The sequence below is a fragment of the Actinacidiphila sp. bgisy160 genome, from assembly GCF_057707815.1.
Map to the genome: position 1 here is coordinate 1 of NZ_JBYIQW010000063.1, position 17,275 is coordinate 17,275.

21 protein-coding genes are annotated in these 17,275 nt (G+C 73.5%); 7 read left to right on the top strand and 14 right to left on the bottom strand.

What is annotated here, in order from left to right:
* The coding region (locus AC3EUJ_RS32065) for a hydrophobic protein (RefSeq protein ID WP_406261659.1) at window positions 1–167 on the bottom strand (167 nt) is incomplete at its 3' end.
* A 116-nt stretch (window positions 168–283) separates the two neighbouring features.
* Here AC3EUJ_RS32065 and AC3EUJ_RS32070 point away from each other — a divergent pair.
* The gene (locus AC3EUJ_RS32070; protein WP_431967603.1) at window positions 284–691 is read left to right on the top strand and encodes a DUF4186 domain-containing protein; all 408 of its coding nucleotides are present in this window, start codon (window positions 284–286) and stop codon (window positions 689–691) included.
* A 261-nt stretch (window positions 692–952) separates the two neighbouring features.
* Here the strand turns inward: AC3EUJ_RS32070 and AC3EUJ_RS32075 are convergent, their stop codons facing one another.
* Window positions 953–1,399, bottom strand: coding sequence for a winged helix-turn-helix transcriptional regulator (locus AC3EUJ_RS32075; RefSeq protein ID WP_431967605.1), 447 nt, complete (start codon window positions 1,397–1,399; stop codon window positions 953–955).
* Between the two features lie 21 nt (window positions 1,400–1,420).
* Window positions 1,421–1,636: a hypothetical protein gene (locus tag AC3EUJ_RS32080; protein WP_431967607.1), complete on the bottom strand. Its 216-nt coding sequence runs from the start codon at window positions 1,634–1,636 to the stop codon at window positions 1,421–1,423.
* Window positions 1,637–1,996: 360 nt separating this feature from the next.
* On the opposite strand from AC3EUJ_RS32080, the gene AC3EUJ_RS32085 reads away from it, so the two are divergent.
* On the top strand, window positions 1,997–2,119 hold the full coding sequence (locus AC3EUJ_RS32085) for a hypothetical protein (protein WP_431967608.1): 123 nt from the start codon (window positions 1,997–1,999) through the stop codon (window positions 2,117–2,119).
* A gap of 167 nt (window positions 2,120–2,286) precedes the next feature.
* On the top strand, window positions 2,287–2,502 hold the full coding sequence (locus AC3EUJ_RS32090) for a hypothetical protein (RefSeq protein ID WP_431967610.1): 216 nt from the start codon (window positions 2,287–2,289) through the stop codon (window positions 2,500–2,502).
* A gap of 11 nt (window positions 2,503–2,513) precedes the next feature.
* Here AC3EUJ_RS32090 and AC3EUJ_RS32095 read toward each other — a convergent pair whose 3' ends face one another.
* The 8 genes from AC3EUJ_RS32095 to AC3EUJ_RS32130 all read right to left on the bottom strand — a co-directional run bounded on the left by AC3EUJ_RS32095 (window position 2,514) and on the right by AC3EUJ_RS32130 (window position 9,222).
* A complete protein-coding gene (locus AC3EUJ_RS32095; protein ID WP_431967612.1) occupies window positions 2,514–2,663 on the bottom strand; it encodes a hypothetical protein in 150 nt (49 codons plus the stop codon).
* A 212-nt stretch (window positions 2,664–2,875) separates the two neighbouring features.
* Entirely contained in the window at window positions 2,876–4,465 is a 1,590-nt protein-coding gene (locus tag AC3EUJ_RS32100) for an alpha/beta hydrolase (RefSeq protein WP_431967679.1), read from the bottom strand.
* Between the two features lie 166 nt (window positions 4,466–4,631).
* Window positions 4,632–5,516: a hypothetical protein gene (locus AC3EUJ_RS32105; protein ID WP_431967614.1), complete on the bottom strand. Its 885-nt coding sequence runs from the start codon at window positions 5,514–5,516 to the stop codon at window positions 4,632–4,634.
* Between the two features lie 411 nt (window positions 5,517–5,927).
* Window positions 5,928–6,914, bottom strand: coding sequence for an endonuclease/exonuclease/phosphatase family protein (locus AC3EUJ_RS32110; RefSeq protein ID WP_431967616.1), 987 nt, complete (start codon window positions 6,912–6,914; stop codon window positions 5,928–5,930).
* 68 nt (window positions 6,915–6,982) lie between these two features.
* On the bottom strand, window positions 6,983–7,495 hold the full coding sequence (locus AC3EUJ_RS32115) for a molybdenum cofactor biosysynthesis protein (RefSeq protein ID WP_431967618.1): 513 nt from the start codon (window positions 7,493–7,495) through the stop codon (window positions 6,983–6,985).
* A 70-nt stretch (window positions 7,496–7,565) separates the two neighbouring features.
* Window positions 7,566–8,348 (bottom strand): DUF427 domain-containing protein, encoded by a 783-nt coding sequence (locus tag AC3EUJ_RS32120; RefSeq protein WP_431967620.1) that lies wholly within the window; start codon window positions 8,346–8,348, stop codon window positions 7,566–7,568.
* A gap of 6 nt (window positions 8,349–8,354) precedes the next feature.
* On the bottom strand, window positions 8,355–8,633 hold the full coding sequence (locus tag AC3EUJ_RS32125) for a LysR substrate-binding domain-containing protein (RefSeq protein ID WP_431967622.1): 279 nt from the start codon (window positions 8,631–8,633) through the stop codon (window positions 8,355–8,357).
* A 79-nt stretch (window positions 8,634–8,712) separates the two neighbouring features.
* Entirely contained in the window at window positions 8,713–9,222 is a 510-nt protein-coding gene (locus tag AC3EUJ_RS32130; protein WP_431967624.1) for a DinB family protein, read from the bottom strand.
* 138 nt (window positions 9,223–9,360) lie between these two features.
* On the opposite strand from AC3EUJ_RS32130, the gene AC3EUJ_RS32135 reads away from it, so the two are divergent.
* A complete protein-coding gene (locus AC3EUJ_RS32135; RefSeq protein ID WP_431967681.1) occupies window positions 9,361–9,735 on the top strand; it encodes an ArsR/SmtB family transcription factor in 375 nt (124 codons plus the stop codon).
* Window positions 9,732–9,887 carry a DUF6126 family protein gene (locus AC3EUJ_RS32140; RefSeq protein ID WP_431967626.1) on the top strand — a complete coding sequence of 52 codons (156 nt, stop codon included), beginning with the start codon at window positions 9,732–9,734 and terminating at the stop codon, window positions 9,885–9,887. The genes AC3EUJ_RS32135 and AC3EUJ_RS32140 overlap by 4 nt, the downstream gene beginning before the upstream one ends.
* Before the next feature lie 13 nt (window positions 9,888–9,900).
* Here AC3EUJ_RS32140 and AC3EUJ_RS32145 read toward each other — a convergent pair whose 3' ends face one another.
* The 3 genes from AC3EUJ_RS32145 to AC3EUJ_RS32155 are packed head-to-tail and all read right to left on the bottom strand — an operon-like array spanning window position 9,901 to window position 12,391.
* The gene (locus AC3EUJ_RS32145; RefSeq protein ID WP_431967628.1) at window positions 9,901–10,311 is read right to left on the bottom strand and encodes an ATP-binding protein; all 411 of its coding nucleotides are present in this window, start codon (window positions 10,309–10,311) and stop codon (window positions 9,901–9,903) included.
* A gap of 11 nt (window positions 10,312–10,322) precedes the next feature.
* Entirely contained in the window at window positions 10,323–10,769 is a 447-nt protein-coding gene (locus AC3EUJ_RS32150) for a pyridoxamine 5'-phosphate oxidase family protein (RefSeq protein ID WP_431967630.1), read from the bottom strand.
* The gene (locus AC3EUJ_RS32155) at window positions 10,766–12,391 is read right to left on the bottom strand and encodes a SulP family inorganic anion transporter (RefSeq protein WP_431967683.1); all 1,626 of its coding nucleotides are present in this window, start codon (window positions 12,389–12,391) and stop codon (window positions 10,766–10,768) included. Before AC3EUJ_RS32155 ends, AC3EUJ_RS32150 begins: the two co-directional genes overlap by 4 nt.
* Before the next feature lie 687 nt (window positions 12,392–13,078).
* Here AC3EUJ_RS32155 and AC3EUJ_RS32160 point away from each other — a divergent pair.
* Together AC3EUJ_RS32160 and AC3EUJ_RS32165 are read left to right on the top strand one after the other, a co-directional pair.
* Window positions 13,079–15,991, top strand: coding sequence for a M4 family metallopeptidase (locus AC3EUJ_RS32160; protein WP_431967632.1), 2,913 nt, complete (start codon window positions 13,079–13,081; stop codon window positions 15,989–15,991).
* 128 nt (window positions 15,992–16,119) lie between these two features.
* Complete coding sequence (locus tag AC3EUJ_RS32165; RefSeq protein WP_431967634.1) at window positions 16,120–17,139, top strand: helix-turn-helix transcriptional regulator; 1,020 nt, start codon at window positions 16,120–16,122, stop codon at window positions 17,137–17,139.
* Window positions 17,140–17,275 lie beyond the last annotated feature (136 nt).

Below are 17,275 nucleotides of genomic sequence, written 5' to 3' on the forward strand. Positions count from 1 at the left end.
CACCATCGGTACCAGCGGCGGCGTCCGCCGCCCTCCGCGGCCCGGAACACGAAGCCGAGCAGCCACACCACCAGCACGATCAGCGCGATCCACCACAGGGCCTTGAGGGCGAAGCCCGCCCCGAAGAGGATCAGGGCCAGCAGCAGGACAAGCAGCAAGGGAACCATGTCGTCAACCTCCTGACTCCGCGTGTGCCCCGCCTTGGCGTCACCATGCGTGACCCTTTCCAGGGCCGGTGCGCCGTAGGATCGAAAGGGCTCGGCCCCTTCCTCTGGAACCCGCGATGCCCGACCCGACGTCCGACCAGCCCTGCCAGGCCCGTGGCCCGCAGCCCGACGCCGTCGACCGGCGGCTCGACGCCGTCGCGCGGCATCCCTTCCGCGCCAGGTTCCACCTGCGCGGTCGCGACCGCGTCACCGCCGGGCTGAACGGCCCGTCCACGATCCGGTGGCACGCCCACGACCTCGTCGCCAAGCGCCTGGCCCCGGCCGCGCCGTACAAGGACGGCAAGCAGACCCCCTACCGTGGCCATCCCGTGTTCGTCGCGCAGCACGCGACCGCCACCTGCTGCCGCACGTGTCTGGAGCGGTGGCACGGCATCCCCAAGGGGCGTGAGCTGAGCCGCCGGGAACGCGCCTACGTCGTGGAGGTCATCTGCCGCTGGATCGAACGCGAGCTGTCCGCCCCGTAGGGCCCCGCGGCCTGATCCCCCGGGGCGCGTGCCCGCGGGCGGGGGCATGCCGCAATTCGGCGGCGCTCAGGGGAGGACGGGGCGGGAGGCGCGAGATCCCGGCTCGTCCTGGAGCCGGCGGACCGGCCCCACCGAGCGTGGGGCAGGGCAACCGCGCACTGGCCCTGCCCGGTGCGCATGAACGGCGCCATCGCGGGTCGGACGTGCGGTGCGGGTGCCGGACCGCGATTCCCCCGTCGTGGTCCGGCCCCCCGCCGGCCGTCAGCGCGCCGGCGTCCGCAACTCGATGTCGTCGGGCCCGAGCGGCCGGCCGTCCGCGTCGCGCATCCGCAGTGGGGCCACCGGGCGGCCGGTCGCCCGGTCCACGACGGTGGTCCGCTCCTCCCCGGGCTCGAAGAGGTTGGCCTCGCCCCACTGGCGCAGGGCGAGCAGCACGAGCCGCAGGCCCTTGCCCTCCTCGGTGAGTTCGTACTCCCGGTAGGGGCTCCCGTCCGCGGCGGGCACCGTGCGCAGCACCCCGTGCTCCACCAGTTTGGTGAGCCGACTGCTCAGGATGTTCTTGGCGCAGCCCAGGCCGCGGTGGAAGTCGTTGAACCGGCGCACCCCGTCGAGCGCGTCCCTGACGATCAGCAGCGACCACCAGTCGCCGACGACGCCCAGGGTCCGCGCGACCGGGCACGGTCCGTCACTGAAGTCCTTCTTCTGCATCTCCCTCTCCCGGTTTCGACATTAAACCGAAAGGCCGGGCAGGGCAAACGCCGTGCCGGGGTAGCGCGGATCCACCCGGGCCGGGACGTAGAAGCCGGTGGTGGCGGTGACCGCGGCGGCCGGCTCCGTGGTCTCCTGCGGGGCGCCGGCGGCGGGCGTACGCCGTGCCCCACGCGCGGCTGCGCGCAGCGGCGCGGCCTGGACGGCGTAGAGCCTGCGAGTCCCCTGCGCGCGCACGACGGCGAGACGCCGGCCTGGGGACGTTCCCGTTTCGTCCCCGGTGCCCCTGAGCAGCGAGGACGTACCCCGACGCGCGCCTCACTCCAAGGGAGGAGGGAGGAGCCGGGCATAGGGGTGGCTTCAGGGACGTTCCCTGACACGGGCCCGAGGGCCCACGGCGTAGGACTGGAAGGGTTCGCCCGGCACGGGCCGCGTCTCCGAAGGAGTGATGACCATGCGCCGCATCCGCGTCCAGCGACCGAAGAAGCCGGCGCCGTCCCGCCCTCCGATCGACCTGCGGACACCGTCCGGAAAGCCCCTCCCGTACTGACGCCCGTCACCGACGCACACCGTGCACGTCCAGAAGGGTCGCCCGAGATGAGCGACACGATCCACCGGCCCGGGAGCACCATCCCGGCCTTCCGCCCGGTCTTCGCCTACGTGATGAGGCGGCTGCGCTACTTCGTCGAGGGCTTCCGTCGTGCGGCCCTGGCCAGGTGACGGCGCCGGTCGGTCGAGACCACCCGCCCGGGGAGACGCCCCGCGGCCGGGAGTGCCCGGTCGGCCGCGCCGCGCCCCCGAACGGCCCACGCGGAGCGCTGTTGCGCGTCGGCGCCGACCGGGTGACCCTTGACGTGATTCGGGTGCACCGGGACGCGAGGTGGGCCATGGTCGAGCCAGCTGTGACGATCCGGCAGGACGGCGACGGTTATGTGGTCACCTGCCCGGGGACCGACGCGGTCGGACGCGGGCCGACGGAGACCCAGGCGTGGACGGACTTCTGGGCGGCCCTGCACGCCGACTGGAGACCCCCGGCAGAGCTCAAGGCGGGCCCTGGCGAAAACCATGTACGAGGCCTGCGGGTACTGCGGCTCTTCCTCTGACGCCGGTCAGGTCAGGGCGCCCGGCCGGACCACACCGGCTCGACGCGCGCCCACTCCCGCTCCCACGTCCGCAGCCGCCCGCTCAGCGCGAGGGGGGCCGGCGCGTGGTGGACGCCCCAGGCCGCGGCCGACCACAGCAGCAAGCACGTGATGCCCAGCACCAGGCCCGCACCCCGCGCCCCCGCCGTACTGCGGGTCCCGGGCGCCGGCGAACCCCGGTCGTCCACCCGGATCCGTATGCGCCCGCCCGCCTCGACAGGCCGCCCCATCGGGACCCGCCCGGTGTGCGCACGGCCGCGCGGGCGCCCTCGGAACGGGCATGGGGCTCCTCCCGCGGGGCCACCCCGGGGCCCCGGCACCCTTGTCGGGGATGTCAGGTGCAGACCGTGCCCGCGGGCGGCAACTGGCCGCCGGTCAAGTAGCGGTCGACGGCGTCGTCGACGCAGCCGACCGACCTGAGGTAGGCGGTGTGCCCGTCGCCGTCGTAGGTGAGGAGACGGCCCGAGGAGAGCAGCCGGGACAGGGTCCGTGCCTCGGAGTACGGGGTCGCCGGATCGCGCGTGGTACCGACGACCAGGATCGGCGCGGCGCCCCGCGCGGTGATGGCACGGGCCGGCTGGTCCGCTGGGACCGGCCAGTGGGCGCAGGCCGACAGCTGCTCCGCGAAGTACCTGCCGAAGCGGGGCGAGGCGCTGACGAACGCGGGCAGCGCCTCGCGTGCCTGCGCGGGGGTGGCGCGTGCTCCCAGGGTGCCGCTGAGGCAGCTGATCGCGAGGTAGGCGGCACCGCTGAAACCGGAGTGGTCGAAGGCGCCGCTGAGTTCCTGCACCGCCGTGGTGCCGCCGGAGCGGACCTCGGCGAGCGCGGCCCGCAGCTTCTCCCACGCGGGCGCCATGAGCCCCGTGGTGACCGCGCTGATGAGGCCGTCGCCGTCGAGGACGACGTCCTTGCCCTGTCGCAACGGAGCGCGGTCGAGGGCCTCGACCAGCGCGTCCAGGGCTCGGCCCGCCTCGGCGACGGAGTGACCCACGGAGCAGGCCGGCCGGGCGGCGCAGTCGGCCGCGAAGGAGTCCCAGGCGATCTGGTAGCCCCGGGCCTGGGCCAGCACGCTGCGGACGCCGTCGAGCGTGGGATCGACGCCGCCGTCCAGCACCATGCGGCCCACATGGGACGGGAAGAGGCCGGCGTAGCTCGCGCCGAGGTAGGAGCCGTAGGAGAAGCCGAGGTAGTGCAGCCGCTCGTCGTCGAGGAGGACGCGCATGAGTTCCATGTCCCGGGCCGAGTCGAGCGTGCCGACGTGGGGCAGCAGCCGCCCCGCGCCCCGCTCGCACGCGGCGGCGGTGTCGCGGGCCGCCTCGTCGGCCCCCGCGAGGTCAGGCTGGTCCGCGTCCGGTTCGTCCGCGCCGGGGAGCCACCGTACCCCCAGTAGGGTGCCGGCCGTGTCGGTACCGCAGTCCACCGGAGTGCTGGAGCCGACCCCGCGCGGGTCGACCGCGACCAGGTCGTAAGCGGCGCGCACCGCCGGTGAGAAGGCCCCCGCGAACGGCCACAGCGAGGTGATCGCGGGTTGGCCGGGCCCGCCCGGGTTGAACAGCAGCGAGCCGATGCGCTGGGCGCCGGTCCCGGTGGCTTTTTTGCGGGTCGCGGCCAGTCGGACGTCGCCAGCTTCTGGACGGGCGTAGTCCAGTGGGGCCCGCAGGGTCGTGCACTGGAACGCCGGCTGCTCCGCGCAGGGCTTCCAGTCGAGCTTCTGCCGGTAGTAGCCGGCCAGTGCGGGAGGAACGGCCGTCGCGGCGGCGAGGCGCGCCGGCCCGGCGGGGCCGTGCCCCGCGCTCTGCCCCGGCGGGCCGGCCGTGCAGCCGCTCAGCAGGAGTGCGCAGGCGCAGAGCACGGTGAGCGCCGCGTGATGGAGCCCGCGCCCGGGTCCGCGGGATATGGGTCCGGTGGTCCGGCCTGCCTTCATCGCCACGCCTCTCCTTCACCTTCCGGAGCGTGATCAGTGCACCACGCACCGTCCGCGGCGGGGGCGTTCGCGTAGGCCGGTGGGGTGGTCGCGGCGGGCGGACACCGGCCCGCCCCGGGCCCGTGTACGGGCCCGGGGCGGAGTGCCGTGCGGGGAACTGCGGGCCTCAGGCCTCGCCGCCCTGGGTACGGCGACGGCGCAGGAGGAACACGCCGCCCGCCGCCGCGACGGCGAGGAGGGAGGCGCCGGTGAGGCTCTCGGCGGTGTTCATGCCGGTCGAGCCGCCGAAGCCGGTGTCGGGCGCGCCCCCCTTGTTGTTGTCGTTGTCGCGGTCGTTGTCACGGTCGTAATCGCGGCCACCGTAGCCGCCGTGCCCGCCGTGGCCGTAGTGGCGCTTGTAGCACTTGCGGTCGTGGTCGCGGTCACGACCGCCGCGGTCGCCGTAGCCGCCGCGGCCGTTGCCGTCGTCACCTTGGTCGCCGCGGTCGCCGTAGCCACCGCGGTCGTCGCCGCGGCCGTGGCCGCCCCGGCCGTACGAGCACTTGTCGCGGCGGTGACCGCGGCCGTAGTTGCCGTAGTCGTCCTCGTAGTCGTCCCCGTACTCGTCGTCGCCGTTGTCGTAGTTGTCGTCCGGCACGGTGCCGGGGTCGGTCGTGACGGTTCCGCCGTCGCGGTCACCGGTCGTGCTGGTCGTGGCGGGAACGGTGAGGGTGCCGACGCTGCCCTGGTCGGACTTCGGGCCGACCATGCAGCTGACGGTGATGGTGTACGTGTTGGCCGGCGCGTCGTCGGGGATCGTGAACGTTCCGCTCAGCGGACCGCCCGGGGTCGCCGCGCTCAGGGTCAGGGCGTTGCGCAGCAGGCCGGACGGGAAGGCGTTGGCGTTCACCATCGCGCCGGGTGCCTGGCAAACCTCCGAACTGGCGGTGACGGTGACGGAGCGTCCGTTCTGGGCGACGTTGACGTCGACCACGGCGAAGGCCTGCGAGTTCGGAAGGACGACCGCCGCAGCGGTCATGGTCGCCATCGCCAGGATGCGAGCACCACGCATGGAGCTGAACCTCCTTGTGGACGGGGCAGGCGGGATGTGGCCCCCGGCACGACTGCCAGCGCGTCCTCGAGACCTATATGGCGATCATCCGCAGCCGCTCCGCACCCCGAGACCGTCAGAGGTGTACGGCCGAATGGGGTGGGGCCGTGGCGCCACCCGGAACGTTTCCGCAGGTGAGGGGCGGTACAGGGGGCCGGATAAGAAAAATGTGAAGAGATGTCCAACTGGGTGATGGATCATCAGCTAATGTTGCGTCAGTGAAAGGGCGCGGGCTCGGCCCATTCGATTGCCAACGACTGACTGACCGTCAGCGGGCTTCGTCGTGCACCAGCGTGGGCCGCGACGGGCATGTTGCGCTTACCGACGGCACGTCAGGAACTATGTGAGGCACGAGCGTTCGCCGATCCCGCATCAGAACCGGATGCGGGCCGCGACGGGCAGGTGGTCGCTGCCGGTCGGCGGCAGGGTCCGTACGTCCGAGACCGTCGCGGACCGCGCCAGGACCTGGTCGATCCGGGCCAGCGGGAACCCTCGCGGCCAGCTGAACGCGAACCCCGACTTCGGGGCGCCCAGCCGCGAGGTGAGCGGGGCCAGTCCACGGTCGTCGACCGTGCCGTTGAGGTCCCCGAGCAGGATCACCCGGTCCAGTGGCTCGGCCGAGATCGCGGCGCCGAGCAGAGCCGCGCTCTCGTCCCGCCTGGCGGAGCCGAACCCGCCCAAGCCGAGGCGCAGCGACGGCAGGTGGGCCACGTACACGGCGACGTCCCCCTGCGGCATTCGGGCGGTCGCCCGCAAACCGCGGTCCCAGTCCGCGCCGACGCCCGTCGGCCGGATGTCGATCCTGCGCTCGTCCACCAGGGGATACCTCGACCACAGCCCGACCGTGCCGAAGGACACGTGATGGGGATACGTCTCGTCCAGGACGCCGCCGAAGTCCCGCAGCAGGGACGGCGTCAGCTCCTGAAGGGCGACCAAGTCGCCATCTGCTGCGATGAGCTGCTCGGCCGTACCGGTGGGATCCGCGTTCTCGTCACTCACGTTGTGCTGCACCGCGACGAGGTCGTACGCGCGGCCGCCGTGCGGGAGCGGCAGATCCCCGAAGACCGCGAACCAGGCCGCCAGCGGCACCAGGAGCGCGCACAGGGCGACTCCCGAGCGACGCAGCAGGGCCACGCACAGCAGCGCCGGGACGCCCAGGCCCAGCCACGGCAGGAACGTCTCCAGCAGGCTCCCCCAGCGGCCGGGGCCGTCGGGCACCGCGCAGTGGCAGACGAGCAGCAGCGCCAGCAGCAGCGGGAGCGCCAGTACGACCCCGTCCCAGCGTCGCGGGCCGCGCCATCCGCGGCCGTCGCCCGTCCCGGCGGCCCGCTCGTGATCCGTCCGTCTCCGTGATCGCACGCACCAACGACGCCGGTCCGCGTGATCCGGTTCCCGTACCACTCCGTGACGGGGCCCACACGCCTCCGCTACGACGGCTCCCGCACGTCCGCCACGACCCGGAACTCCGCCGGCCCCAGCGTGAGCACGCCGTCGCTGAGCGGCGTGCACCGCACTCCGCCCTTGCCGCGCAGCGCGCGCTGCGCCCCCGGGCCGATGACGGTGTCCATCCAGGAACAGGGCCGGGCAGGGCGCCGTACCGCGAACAGGACGGGCCCCGCCCCGGTGTCCAGTGCCACGGTCGTGCCCACGTAGGCGTCGATGTCGACGCCGCGGAGCAGCACGTTGCGGCGGGTGTGCCGCAGGTCCGTCTCCGGGTCGATGTCCAGCGGCAGGTTCTCCGCCGCCATGAGGGTGACGGCGGCGTCGCGATGGGCCGGCCGCGCGTAGTAGCGATCACCCACGAGTCCGAGCCCGCCGCGCACCTCGGCGCTGCGCACCAGCTCCCCGTCCGGCGCCGCCGACGGCCCCTGAGACGGCCGCCCCATGTAGCGGTGCAGCGGAGAGACCAGCAATTGCACGACTTCGACCTGCTGAGACATGCGGCAAGCCTAGAACGCCGCCGGCTCTGCCCGGCGCGGGCGTCTCAGGGCCGCCCCCGCGCCGCCGGTCTCACACGTCCCAGGACGTCGCGGTGGGGCGGGGGAGTGGCGCACCGTCGACGTAGAGGTCGACGCGCTCGTTGTAGAAGGCGACCATGCCCGCGACGGGGGCGCACGCCACCATGGGGAAGTCGTACGCCCAGGCGACGTCCTCGTGGACGGTGGTGCCGGCTTCGAACGACCAGTAGCCGCTGGTCGTGCCCTTGTACGGGCAGCGCGTGACCGTGTCCGAAGGGCGCAGCCGGGTCCAGTCGACGTGCACGCGTTCGACGTAGTAGCGGGTCGGCAGGCCGGTCTCGAACAGGGTCACCGCGTGCGGCGCGTCGGCGAGGACGGTGCCGTCGATCTCCACGCGGACGCTGCTGGACGAGCGCAGGGCGTCGACCCGCGTGTAGGGGCTCCGCGGGTGGACGAAGACCTGCTCGTCCTCCTCGTACCAGGCGTCGAGGGCCTCCCAGCGGAAGCGCGCGGTGCCCAGGAGCCGGTCCGGGGCGCCCTCGTCCCAGACCCAGGCCGCGCCCTGGCGGACCTCGGAGCCGACGTGCAGCGAGTGGCGGCGCGCCGGGCCGGGGCCCAGCCTGCCGGTCCGGCCGTCGTCGGTGAGCACCCCCTCGGCGAGGTCCTTCACCGGGATGCTGTACTGCGGGTATCCGGGCCACTCCCACACGTACAGGGCACGCCGGGTGTCGAGGACGGTACGGCCCCCGACCAGCGCCCGGATACGCCGCGGGACGGGTTCGACGTGCCCGACCGGGACGATCAGACCCGGATGGTTCACGCTCTCGTCCGCCATCGGTGATCACCTCGGTCCGTTCACGGGCTTCCGTACGCCCAGCTTGTCCGGAGCCCGCGCAATCGGCCACCCCGGCCGCCCCCGCGGCGCAACACCGCCGCCCGCCGCGACCAGGACGAGCGGGAACTCGGGGCTGGACGCGTGCCGGACGCCACCCGGGACGAAGCCCGCCGCGCGGCAGGTCTCGAGCAGCCGGTCGGACCAGCCGGGAGCTTCCGCGCGGGGGAAGACCACGAGGTCCTGGCCGGACAGATCGACGAGGGACACCCGCGGCCCGCGGGCCACCGGCGAGGGCGGGGGAGGACGACTCCCAGTCCGGAGGCGGCCTCCGGCCGAGCCGGAGCCCCGCCGCGTGAGGGCGCGCTCAGGCCCCCACGGTGCCGTCGACGCCCTCGCGGAGGAAGTCCGCGTGTCCGTTGTGGCGGCCGTACTCCAGGAGCACGTGCACCATGACCATCCGCAGGGAGACGTCCTCCCCCCAGCGCGGCTGGTGCCCGGCCAGGTCCAGGGACTCGGCCGCCTCCTCGATCCGCCGGGAGTTCTCGACCTCGGCCTCCCAGGCCGCGAAGGCCTCGGCGCGGGTGGACCCGCTCGCGTCGTAGGCCGCCTGGAAGTCGATCCTGTCGGACCACACCATGGGCGCGTCGTTGTCCTCGAACACCCGGCGGAACCAGGCGCGTTCCACCTCCGCCATGTGCCGGACGAGCCCGAGCAGCGACAGGGTGGACGGAGGCATGGACCGCAGCCGCAGTTCCTCGTCCGAGAGCCCGCGGCACTTCATGGCCAGCGTGGCGCGGTGGTAGTCGAGGAACGCCCGGAGCGTCTCGCGCTCCCCGCCGAGCAGCGGCGGGCCCACGCGGTCGTCGTCGGTCACTGGATGCTCACTTTCTCCGTTCCTACTGCGGGGGCCAGCCTTTCACCCCTGCCGCCTGTCAGGCCCGGGAATTACGGTGGGCTAGGATTGAAGAGTTCTTCAATTGACGAATCTCCTCAGAGGGTGCGGGTGGTCCGAGTGCAGGTTCCGCTCTACCAGGCCAAGGCGGAGTTCTTCCGCATGCTGGGGCACCCCGTGCGCATCCGCGTCCTGGAACTCCTGCAGGACGGCCCGAAGCCGGTGCGGGACCTCCTCAACGCGGTGGAGATCGAGCCCTCCAGCCTCTCCCAGCAGCTCGCCGTACTGCGCCGCTCCGGCATCGTGACCGCCACGCGCACCGGCTCCACCGTGGTGTACGAGCTGGCGGGCGGCGACGTGGCGGAACTGCTCCGGGCGGCCCGCAGGATCCTCACGGAGCTGCTGACCGGGCAGCAGGACCTGCTGGCCGAGCTGAAGCAGACCGAGGAAGCCTCCGTCGTCCGCGCGGCCGGCACGACGGGCGGCGCCGCGTGAGCTCCGGGGCGGGCGCGCGCAAGGACACGGGCGGCGAGAGGTACAAGCAGCGGGCGGTGCTGCTGCGTGTCCTCGTCTACGTCTTCGTCACCCACTTCATCGCCGGTTTCATCACTCTGCTGTTCTACCTGGGGCAGCACGCCCCCAAGTGAACGGGCCACCGGTTCAGGCGGGGTCCAGCGGCAGGGTGACCCAGATGCCCTTGCCTCCGGTACCAAGGTCGGGGTGCACCGCTGCGGTGCCCCCGCACTCGGCGGTGACCTCGGCGACCATGGCCAGCCCGCCGCCGGCCGCGGCGGATCGGAGCAGGTCCGGCCGGTGGGGATGCCGGTCGTACACGGCGAAGGCGAGTACCCCGCCGCCCGTCGCGTAGACGACGTCCAGGCTGGGGGAGACCGCAGCGGCGTGGCGGACACTGTTGGCGACCAGCTCGCTGAGGATCAGCAGGGCCCGGTCCAGCACGGCGTCGCCCGGTGCGAGGCCCCAGCGGGTGTAGACGTACTCGCCCGTCCTGCGGGCCACGGCCACGGACAGGGGTGCCGTCGGCAGGGTCAGCACATGGCGGCGCTGCAGCATGGCACGCGCATTCACCGGGGGCCGGGCCGGCCGTCGTCAGCGGTGCGGGCACCAGCGCCGGCGGCGCCGCTGAGCCGGTGCCCCTGGATCGTGAGGGGGTGGATCCGCAGCAGGGTGTCGTGCGGACCGTGGACCCATCCGGTGAGCGTGCGCCGGTAGTGGGCGGCCTCGTGCGCGTCGGTGAGGTCCTGGGCGGGCCCGGTGGCCGCGACCGACCAGCCGGTGCCCGCGGCGCCGTGGAACCGTTCGCAGTGGTACGTCACGCCGCCTCCTTGCGTGACCGCGGTGAGCGGGACGGGGGCACGGACGACGAGCGCGCCGTACTCCAGGACGTGGGCGGCGGGACGGACGAGCACCCTGCCGCGCAGCACATAGACCAGGCGGCCGCTGCGTGCCCCTTCCAGCAGCCACAGCGCCTCCGCCCCGGTCAGGTCGGTCATGCGGTACGCGGGGCTCATCCGGCGGCCTCCCCCTGCAGCACTCCGGCCCGGTGCAACCGGGCGCGGGCCGCGCGGACGGCTTCCGGGGCCGTGGCGTGCACCAGGTCCGCGTCCCGCAACCCGTCCAGCACGCCCAGCGCGTCCAATGCGTGCCGCTGCCCGGGCCGGACCCCGGACGCCAGCACCGTGATGCCGCGGCGGTGCAGCCGGTCGATCGCGTCCTTCAGGACCAGGGCGCCGGTGGCGTCGATGTGGGTGACACCGGAGAGCCGCAGGATGACCACCGACACGTCGGCGACCTCGGTGAGTTCGAGCAGGGAACGGTGTGCGGCGGCGAAGAACAGCGGCCCGTCGAGGCGGTACGCGACGATGTGCTCGGAGAGCAGGGCGTGTTCCCCGGCGCCGTGCCCGTCCGGCGGACCCTCGTGCAGCGGCACCTGATCGAGCCGGACCTGCCGCGCCACCGCGCGCAACGCCAGGGCCCCGGCCACCACCAGCCCGATGACGACCGCGTACACCAGGTCAAGGGCCAGCGTGGCGGCTGCGGTCAGCAGCAGCACCGCGCCGTCGGCGCGGGTCGCCTGGGCCATCGCCCGCAGCGAGGCGACCTCGACCATCCGGATCGCGGTGGCGAGCAGCACCCCCGCGAGCGCCGCCAGCGGGATCCTCCCGACCAGGGGAGCCGCGACGAAGACGATCAACGCGAGGACGGCGGCGTGGGCCAGCGCGGCCAGCCGCGAGCCCGCGCCCGTACGCACGTTGACGGCGGTGCGGGCGATCGCCGCGGTGGCCGGAACCCCACCGAACAGCGGGACGACCAGGTTGGCCAGGCCCTGGCCGAACAGTTCCCGGTCCGGGTCGTGGCGCTGTCCGCGCGCCATCCCGTCCGCGACGGTCGCCGACAGCAGTGACTCCAGCGCGGCCAGGGCCGCCACCGCCACGGCCGGCGCCAGCAGCGAAGGGAGGGCGGCCGGGTCGAGGAACCCCAGGGAGGGCGTGGGCAGTCCGGACGGCAGGTGCCCGATGCGCGCCACCGGAAGGTCCGCGGCCTCGGCGGCGATCGTGGCCGCCGCGACGGCCGGCAACGAGAACGGCACCCGGGGGCGCCACCGCGCACCCGCCAGGATGAGCCCGGCCACCGCGGCCGAGATCGCGAGGGGCGCCCAGTGGGGGTGGGTCAGGAACTCCCCTACGGCCCGCAGGGCCACAACTGCGATCTTGTCGCCGTCCGGCGTGGGTACCCCCAGCGCCGCGGGCACCTGCTGCAGCCCGATCACGCAAGCGATGCCGAGGGTGAAGCCCTCCACGACGGGAGCGGGCACGTAGCGCATGTACCGGCCGGCGCGCAGCAGGGCCAGCCCGATCAGCAGCGCACCGGCCATCAGCCCCACGGTCAGCACCCCGCCGGGTCCGTACCGGGCGACGATGGGCACCAGCACGACCGTCATCGCGCCGGTCGGCCCGGAGACCTGCACATTCGATCCACCGAACAGGGCCGCCACGGCCCCCGCCACCACCGCAGTGGCGAGCCCGGCCTCCGCCCCGAGTCCCGAGGAGACCCCGAACGCCAGCGCGAGCGGCAGGGCCACCACCGCGACGGTCAGCCCGGCGAGCAGGTCCTGACGGGGCTGCCGCCGCATCGCCGCCAGATCGTCCCGCGCGGGCAGCAACGCGCGTACCGGGTCCCACACCCGCCCTGCCAGCCAAGTCACCGTGCTAAGACACCGGCCCTGTCGTCCGTCGTCCCGGCCGGTTGCCTGGGACGGTTCGTTGCCGTGCCCGGGTCTCCCATGACGACACAGCGGGATCATCATGTAGCGAATTGAAGAATTTTGCAATTTGTGGATCTGATGGGTCGCCGGGCCCGCCGGCGGCCAGGCATGGGCGACCCGGCAGCCGGCGGCTCCGCTCGGGCCGGGGGCCAGGCCGGGGATCCCCGCGCTCCTCCCGGCGAAACGCCCCGTGTCCGGCCTCCAGCGTCGCTCGTGAGCAGTACCCGGCGGCCCGGCCGGCGCCGCATGGCGGGAGGGGCGCACGGGGTGCGGAGTCGCGGGGGAGTCCTCGGGGCGTACGCGACGAGTGCGTCAGGACCGTACGAACCCGCCGTTCCGCCGGAACCGGGACCACATCGGGTACTTCGGCGCCCGCTGCCCGTCCTTCGGCTTCGCATGTGTGCAACTGCGCGTACTCCCCCCGGATTTCTTCTTGTCACCCGGGGGTGATCACGACGAGGGTGCAGGGCGAGCCGCGGGCGCGATGGTGCGCCGTGCATCCGATGTCCCACTACCGAGCCCGGGTCACCCCCGGGCTGCCGGAGGCATTCGTTCATGTCAACACGCATACGGCCCAGACCGGTTCACCGATCCGGGCGTACCGGTCTGTCCGTCCTGCTCGCCGCCGCCGTCGCCCTGGGCGTCACCGGCCTGACCGCCCCCGCCCACGCCGCCGACCCCGGCACCGGCACCGGAGCGGCGCCCGCGCCGCAGCCGTCCACCGCCACCCCCGCCCTGGTCGACGGCCTCACCGACCCCGCCGACGCCTCCGTGCCCGCCGCCACCGCGGCCCGCACCCACCTGGCCGGCCACCAGGACCGCTACCGCATCCCCGCCCCCGACCGCGACCTGGTCACCGACGCCGTCACCACCGACGCCGACGGCACCGAGACCGTCCGCCTGGGCCAGAAGTACCGCGGCATCCCCGTCCTGGGCGCCCAGTACGTCGTCCGCATGACCCACAAGAACGGCAAGCGGACGGTGACCGGCACCTCCGGCTCCTACTTCACCGCCCTCGACGTCGACACCACCCGCCCCACCCTCCCCGCCTCCACAGCCGTACAGCGCGCCGTGCGGCAGGTGCGGGCGGAGCTGGCGAAGGGCGGATACCGCCCGGCCCACGCCAGGAGCGCCAAGGACGGCCTGACCGGCACCGACCGCGGGCTGACCGTGCTGCCCACCGGCAAGGGCGTGCTCGCCCGCCACGTCACCGTGCGCGGCACCGACCCGGCCACCGGCGCGCCCGTGGTCCAGGAGGTCTACGTCGACGCCGCCACCGGCATCGCGGTCTTCGAGTACGGCGGCCTGCCCACCTTCGCCCCGACCGCCTCCGCCGGCCCCGCCGCGCACCGCAGTGGCACGTCCATGCGCGACGGCGCCTCGACGCGGGGCGGCGCGCCCGCCGCTCCCGCGGCCGGAGCGACGGGCGTCATCGGCAGCGGGGTCCTCCTGAGCGGCACGACCGTGCCGCTGAACCTCTCCGAGGACGCGGCCACCGGCCAGTACCTGCTGCGCGACACCGCGCACATGGCCGACAGCAGGAGCCACAACGTCATCCAGACCTGGGACGCCTCCAGCGTCTGGTACCAGGACGTGTCGGGTCAGTGGCCCGAGAGCGTCGTGCCGTTCGCGATGCCGACCACGACGGCGCCGCAGGAGATGACCGACAGCGGCGCGGTCGACGCCCACTGGGCGGCGGGCAAGGTGTACGACTTCTACCGCGGCACCTTCCGGCGCGACAGCCTCGACGGCAAGGGCATGGCCATCAACTCCCTCGTCGGCGTCACGGACTTCGGCTCGCCGTTCGTCAACGCCTTCTGGGACCACACCAAGATGGTCTACGGCACCGGTGACGACGAGTACCGCTCGCTCGCCTCCGACCTGGACGTCGTCGGCCACGAGATGACCCACGGCGTCGTCGAACACACCGCCGACCTCGTCTACGCCGGTCAGTCCGGCGCCATGAACGAGGCGATCGCCGACTACTTCGGCAATGTCATCGACGTCACCGTCAACCGCACGCCCATGACCGACCCCGAGGCGGGCCTGATCGGCGGCGACCTCTGCCGGACCCGGGCGCCGAAGGACTGCGCCTTCCGCGACCTCAACGACGGCGCCACCACGAAGGGCTTCCTCGGGCTGCCGCTCGGCTCCGCCTACGACAACGGCGGCGTGCACGTCAACTCCACGATCTTCAGCGGCGCGCTGTGGGACATCCGCGAGAGTCTGGGCGGCGAACTCGCAGACAAGATCGTCTACAAGGCGCTCACCTCGTACATCACCCCCCTCGACGGCTTCGACGAGGGACGTGACGCGGTCATCGCCGCCGCCAGGTCCCTGCACGTCAAGGGCGACCGCATGGCGAAGGTGAAGAAGGCCTTCGACGCCCACGGCATCGTCCCCGGCTGGGAGCGGAACCTCGGGCTGGACAGCGACGTGCTGATGGGCCGGCTCGGCACCCTGATGTCGTACGTCGGCACCGGCAACAGCCCCAGCGCGGGCGGCGACTGGTGGGCCGCCCCCAAGTCCAGCGCCGACGGCACCGAGCCGTACGCCGTGTGGACCGGCCGCACCGACGGCAAGGGCAAGCCCCGCCGGGTCTCCCCGGTCGACGGGCGCTCGCACCTGAGCCCGGTCACCGACGGCAAGCGCGTGGTGTGGGTGGCGGTCGGCGACGTCCCCGGCGACGACCCCTGGGCCCACACCTACGACATCCTGTCGGCGCCCGTGGGCGGCGGCCCCGTCAAGACGCTGTACAGCACCACCTCGGAGATCAGCGGCCTGAGCGTGGACGGCGACACGGTCGCCTGGTCCCGCCGCGACGACGCGACCTCGCTGCAGCGGGTCCTGTACCTGAAGGGCGGCGACACCACGCCGCGTCAGGTGCCGCTCGGCCGGGACTACAACCAGGCGGTCGAGCCCGCCGTCAAGGACGGGCGCATCGCCTACATCCACGACGGCATGTTCGACGGCACCTACGGGGTCGTCGTGGAGGTCTTCGACACCAGGACCGGGAAGACCGCCACCCTCGGCGCGCCCTCGCAGCCGGAATGGATCAGCGCGCCGGTGATCACCGCGGCGGGTGTCTACTGGCTGATCGACACCGACTACACCGACGACGACTTCACCACCCTGCGCCGGGCGTCCGTGGACGGCTCCACCGTCACCGACGTCATCGCGGAGAAGGGCCCGCGCCCCGTCCGGGCGTTCGGCCTCACGGCCTCGGACACGGCGGTGACGCTGACGGTGTTCTCCTCGTGGTCGCAGGTCTTCGACGACTACAACGACTCCTTGGCCAAGCTCTACCAGTTCACCCCGCAGGGCACCCCGCTGGGCCGGGTCTCCTGCAGTAAGGGCCAGCAGTCGAACGCCGCCGCCGGCACCGGCAGCCGCGTCCTGTGGATGGACACCACCACCACGGACACCGACCTGGTGACCCGGGCCCGCCCCGCGGGAACCTGCGGCTGAGCGGCCGCGACACCGCACCACCCCGACGGGGGCCCGGACCGGCGCACGCCGGACCGGGCCCCCGCCGGCCGTCCCGCGAGGCGTACGATCATCAGCCGGTGCGCGTACGTACAGGGGTGGCAGGCTGCATGGATGTCTCGTCGGGCGGTCCTTGGGCGGGCACGGGTCTGGACCCCCTGGGCAGCCGGGTCCTCGAGTACCTGGTGGGACGTCCCTCGGCGGACGCCGCCGCGGTGGCCGAGGCGGTCGGCACATCCGCCGGCGAGGCCGAGCGGGCGCTGCGGGACCTGGAGGAGGAACTCCTGGTCATCCGCATCCCCGGCGGGTCCCCGCGCTGGAAGGCCGGACCGCCGCGCTCCTCCCTGGGTTCCCTGCTCGCCCGCAGGCGGGGCGAACTGGCCCGTACGGAGCTGCTCATGGAGCGGCTCGACGAGCTCTACCGCTCCGTCGCGCACCCCGGCGCGCCGAACCTGGTGGAGGTCCTGGAGCACGGCGACGAGGTCGCCGCCCGCTACGCCCACCTGCTGAAGGGCAGCAGGAGCGAGGTGCTGCACCTGGCCAAGCCGCCCTACGTGACCGGGACCTCGGACGACTCGGGGCACCGGGACCCGGACCGCACCGCGGTCGCCCCCGGAGTGCGGCTGCGGTCGGTGTACGAGGCCGACGGCTTCACCGACGAGGTGTCCCTGGAGACCGCGCTGCGCGGCACCGCGGTGGGCGGTGAGTTCCGCCTCGGTACCCGGCTCCCGGTCAAGCTGGCGCTCTTCGACCGGACCGCGGCCCTCCTCCCGCTCCAGGGCGACCGGCCCTCGGCGGGCTCGATGGTGGTGCACTCCCCAGCCCTGATCGAGGTGTGCGTCGCGCTCTTCGAGGGCATCTGGGAACGCGCGACACCCGTCTCGCTGGAGAGCCGCCAGGACTGGCCCGTCCCGCGGCGGGAACGGGAGACGGTGGAGACCGACGAACGGACCCGGGAGATCCTCCACCTCATGGCCACGGGGATGAAGGACGACGCCATCGCCAGGGTGCTCGGCGTCAGCCGCCGGACGGTGCAGAAGCACGTCAGCGAGGCGGGCACCGCCCTGGGCGCCCGGACGCGGTTCCAGATCGCGCTCCTCGCCCACGAACGCGGCTGGCTGGACGGCTGAGCCGGCCGTCCACGGCCGAGCCGACGCTTGGCCTGCGCTGTACGCCGTGTTCGCTGATGTAAAACGTTCAATCACACTATCGCTGCGCCTCGACGACCCGGCGGTGGCCGCCGTCGGCATCGCCGTCGTCGCCGCG

Excerpts from the sequence above, each read along its gene's own strand:
- AC3EUJ_RS32090 (WP_431967610.1), top strand. The coding sequence starts at position 2,287 with ATGGTCGAGCCAGCTGTGACGATCCGGCAGGACGGCGACGGTTATGTG.
- AC3EUJ_RS32085 (WP_431967608.1), top strand. The coding sequence starts at position 1,997 with ATGAGCGACACGATCCACCGGCCCGGGAGCACCATCCCGGCCTTCCGC.
- AC3EUJ_RS32115 (WP_431967618.1), bottom strand. The coding sequence starts at position 7,495 with ATGTCTCAGCAGGTCGAAGTCGTGCAATTGCTGGTCTCTCCGCTGCAC.
- AC3EUJ_RS32150 (WP_431967630.1), bottom strand. The coding sequence starts at position 10,769 with ATGAGCCCCGCGTACCGCATGACCGACCTGACCGGGGCGGAGGCGCTG.
- AC3EUJ_RS32155 (WP_431967683.1), bottom strand. The coding sequence starts at position 12,391 with ATGCGGCGGCAGCCCCGTCAGGACCTGCTCGCCGGGCTGACCGTCGCG.
- AC3EUJ_RS32070 (WP_431967603.1), top strand. The coding sequence starts at position 284 with ATGCCCGACCCGACGTCCGACCAGCCCTGCCAGGCCCGTGGCCCGCAG.
- AC3EUJ_RS32075 (WP_431967605.1), bottom strand. The coding sequence starts at position 1,399 with ATGCAGAAGAAGGACTTCAGTGACGGACCGTGCCCGGTCGCGCGGACC.
- AC3EUJ_RS32145 (WP_431967628.1), bottom strand. The coding sequence starts at position 10,311 with ATGCTGCAGCGCCGCCATGTGCTGACCCTGCCGACGGCACCCCTGTCC.
- AC3EUJ_RS32160 (WP_431967632.1), top strand. The coding sequence starts at position 13,079 with ATGTCAACACGCATACGGCCCAGACCGGTTCACCGATCCGGGCGTACC.
- AC3EUJ_RS32100 (WP_431967679.1), bottom strand. The coding sequence starts at position 4,465 with ATGAAGGCAGGCCGGACCACCGGACCCATATCCCGCGGACCCGGGCGC.
- AC3EUJ_RS32120 (WP_431967620.1), bottom strand. The coding sequence starts at position 8,348 with ATGGCGGACGAGAGCGTGAACCATCCGGGTCTGATCGTCCCGGTCGGG.
- AC3EUJ_RS32165 (WP_431967634.1), top strand. The coding sequence starts at position 16,120 with ATGGATGTCTCGTCGGGCGGTCCTTGGGCGGGCACGGGTCTGGACCCC.
- AC3EUJ_RS32105 (WP_431967614.1), bottom strand. The coding sequence starts at position 5,516 with ATGCGTGGTGCTCGCATCCTGGCGATGGCGACCATGACCGCTGCGGCG.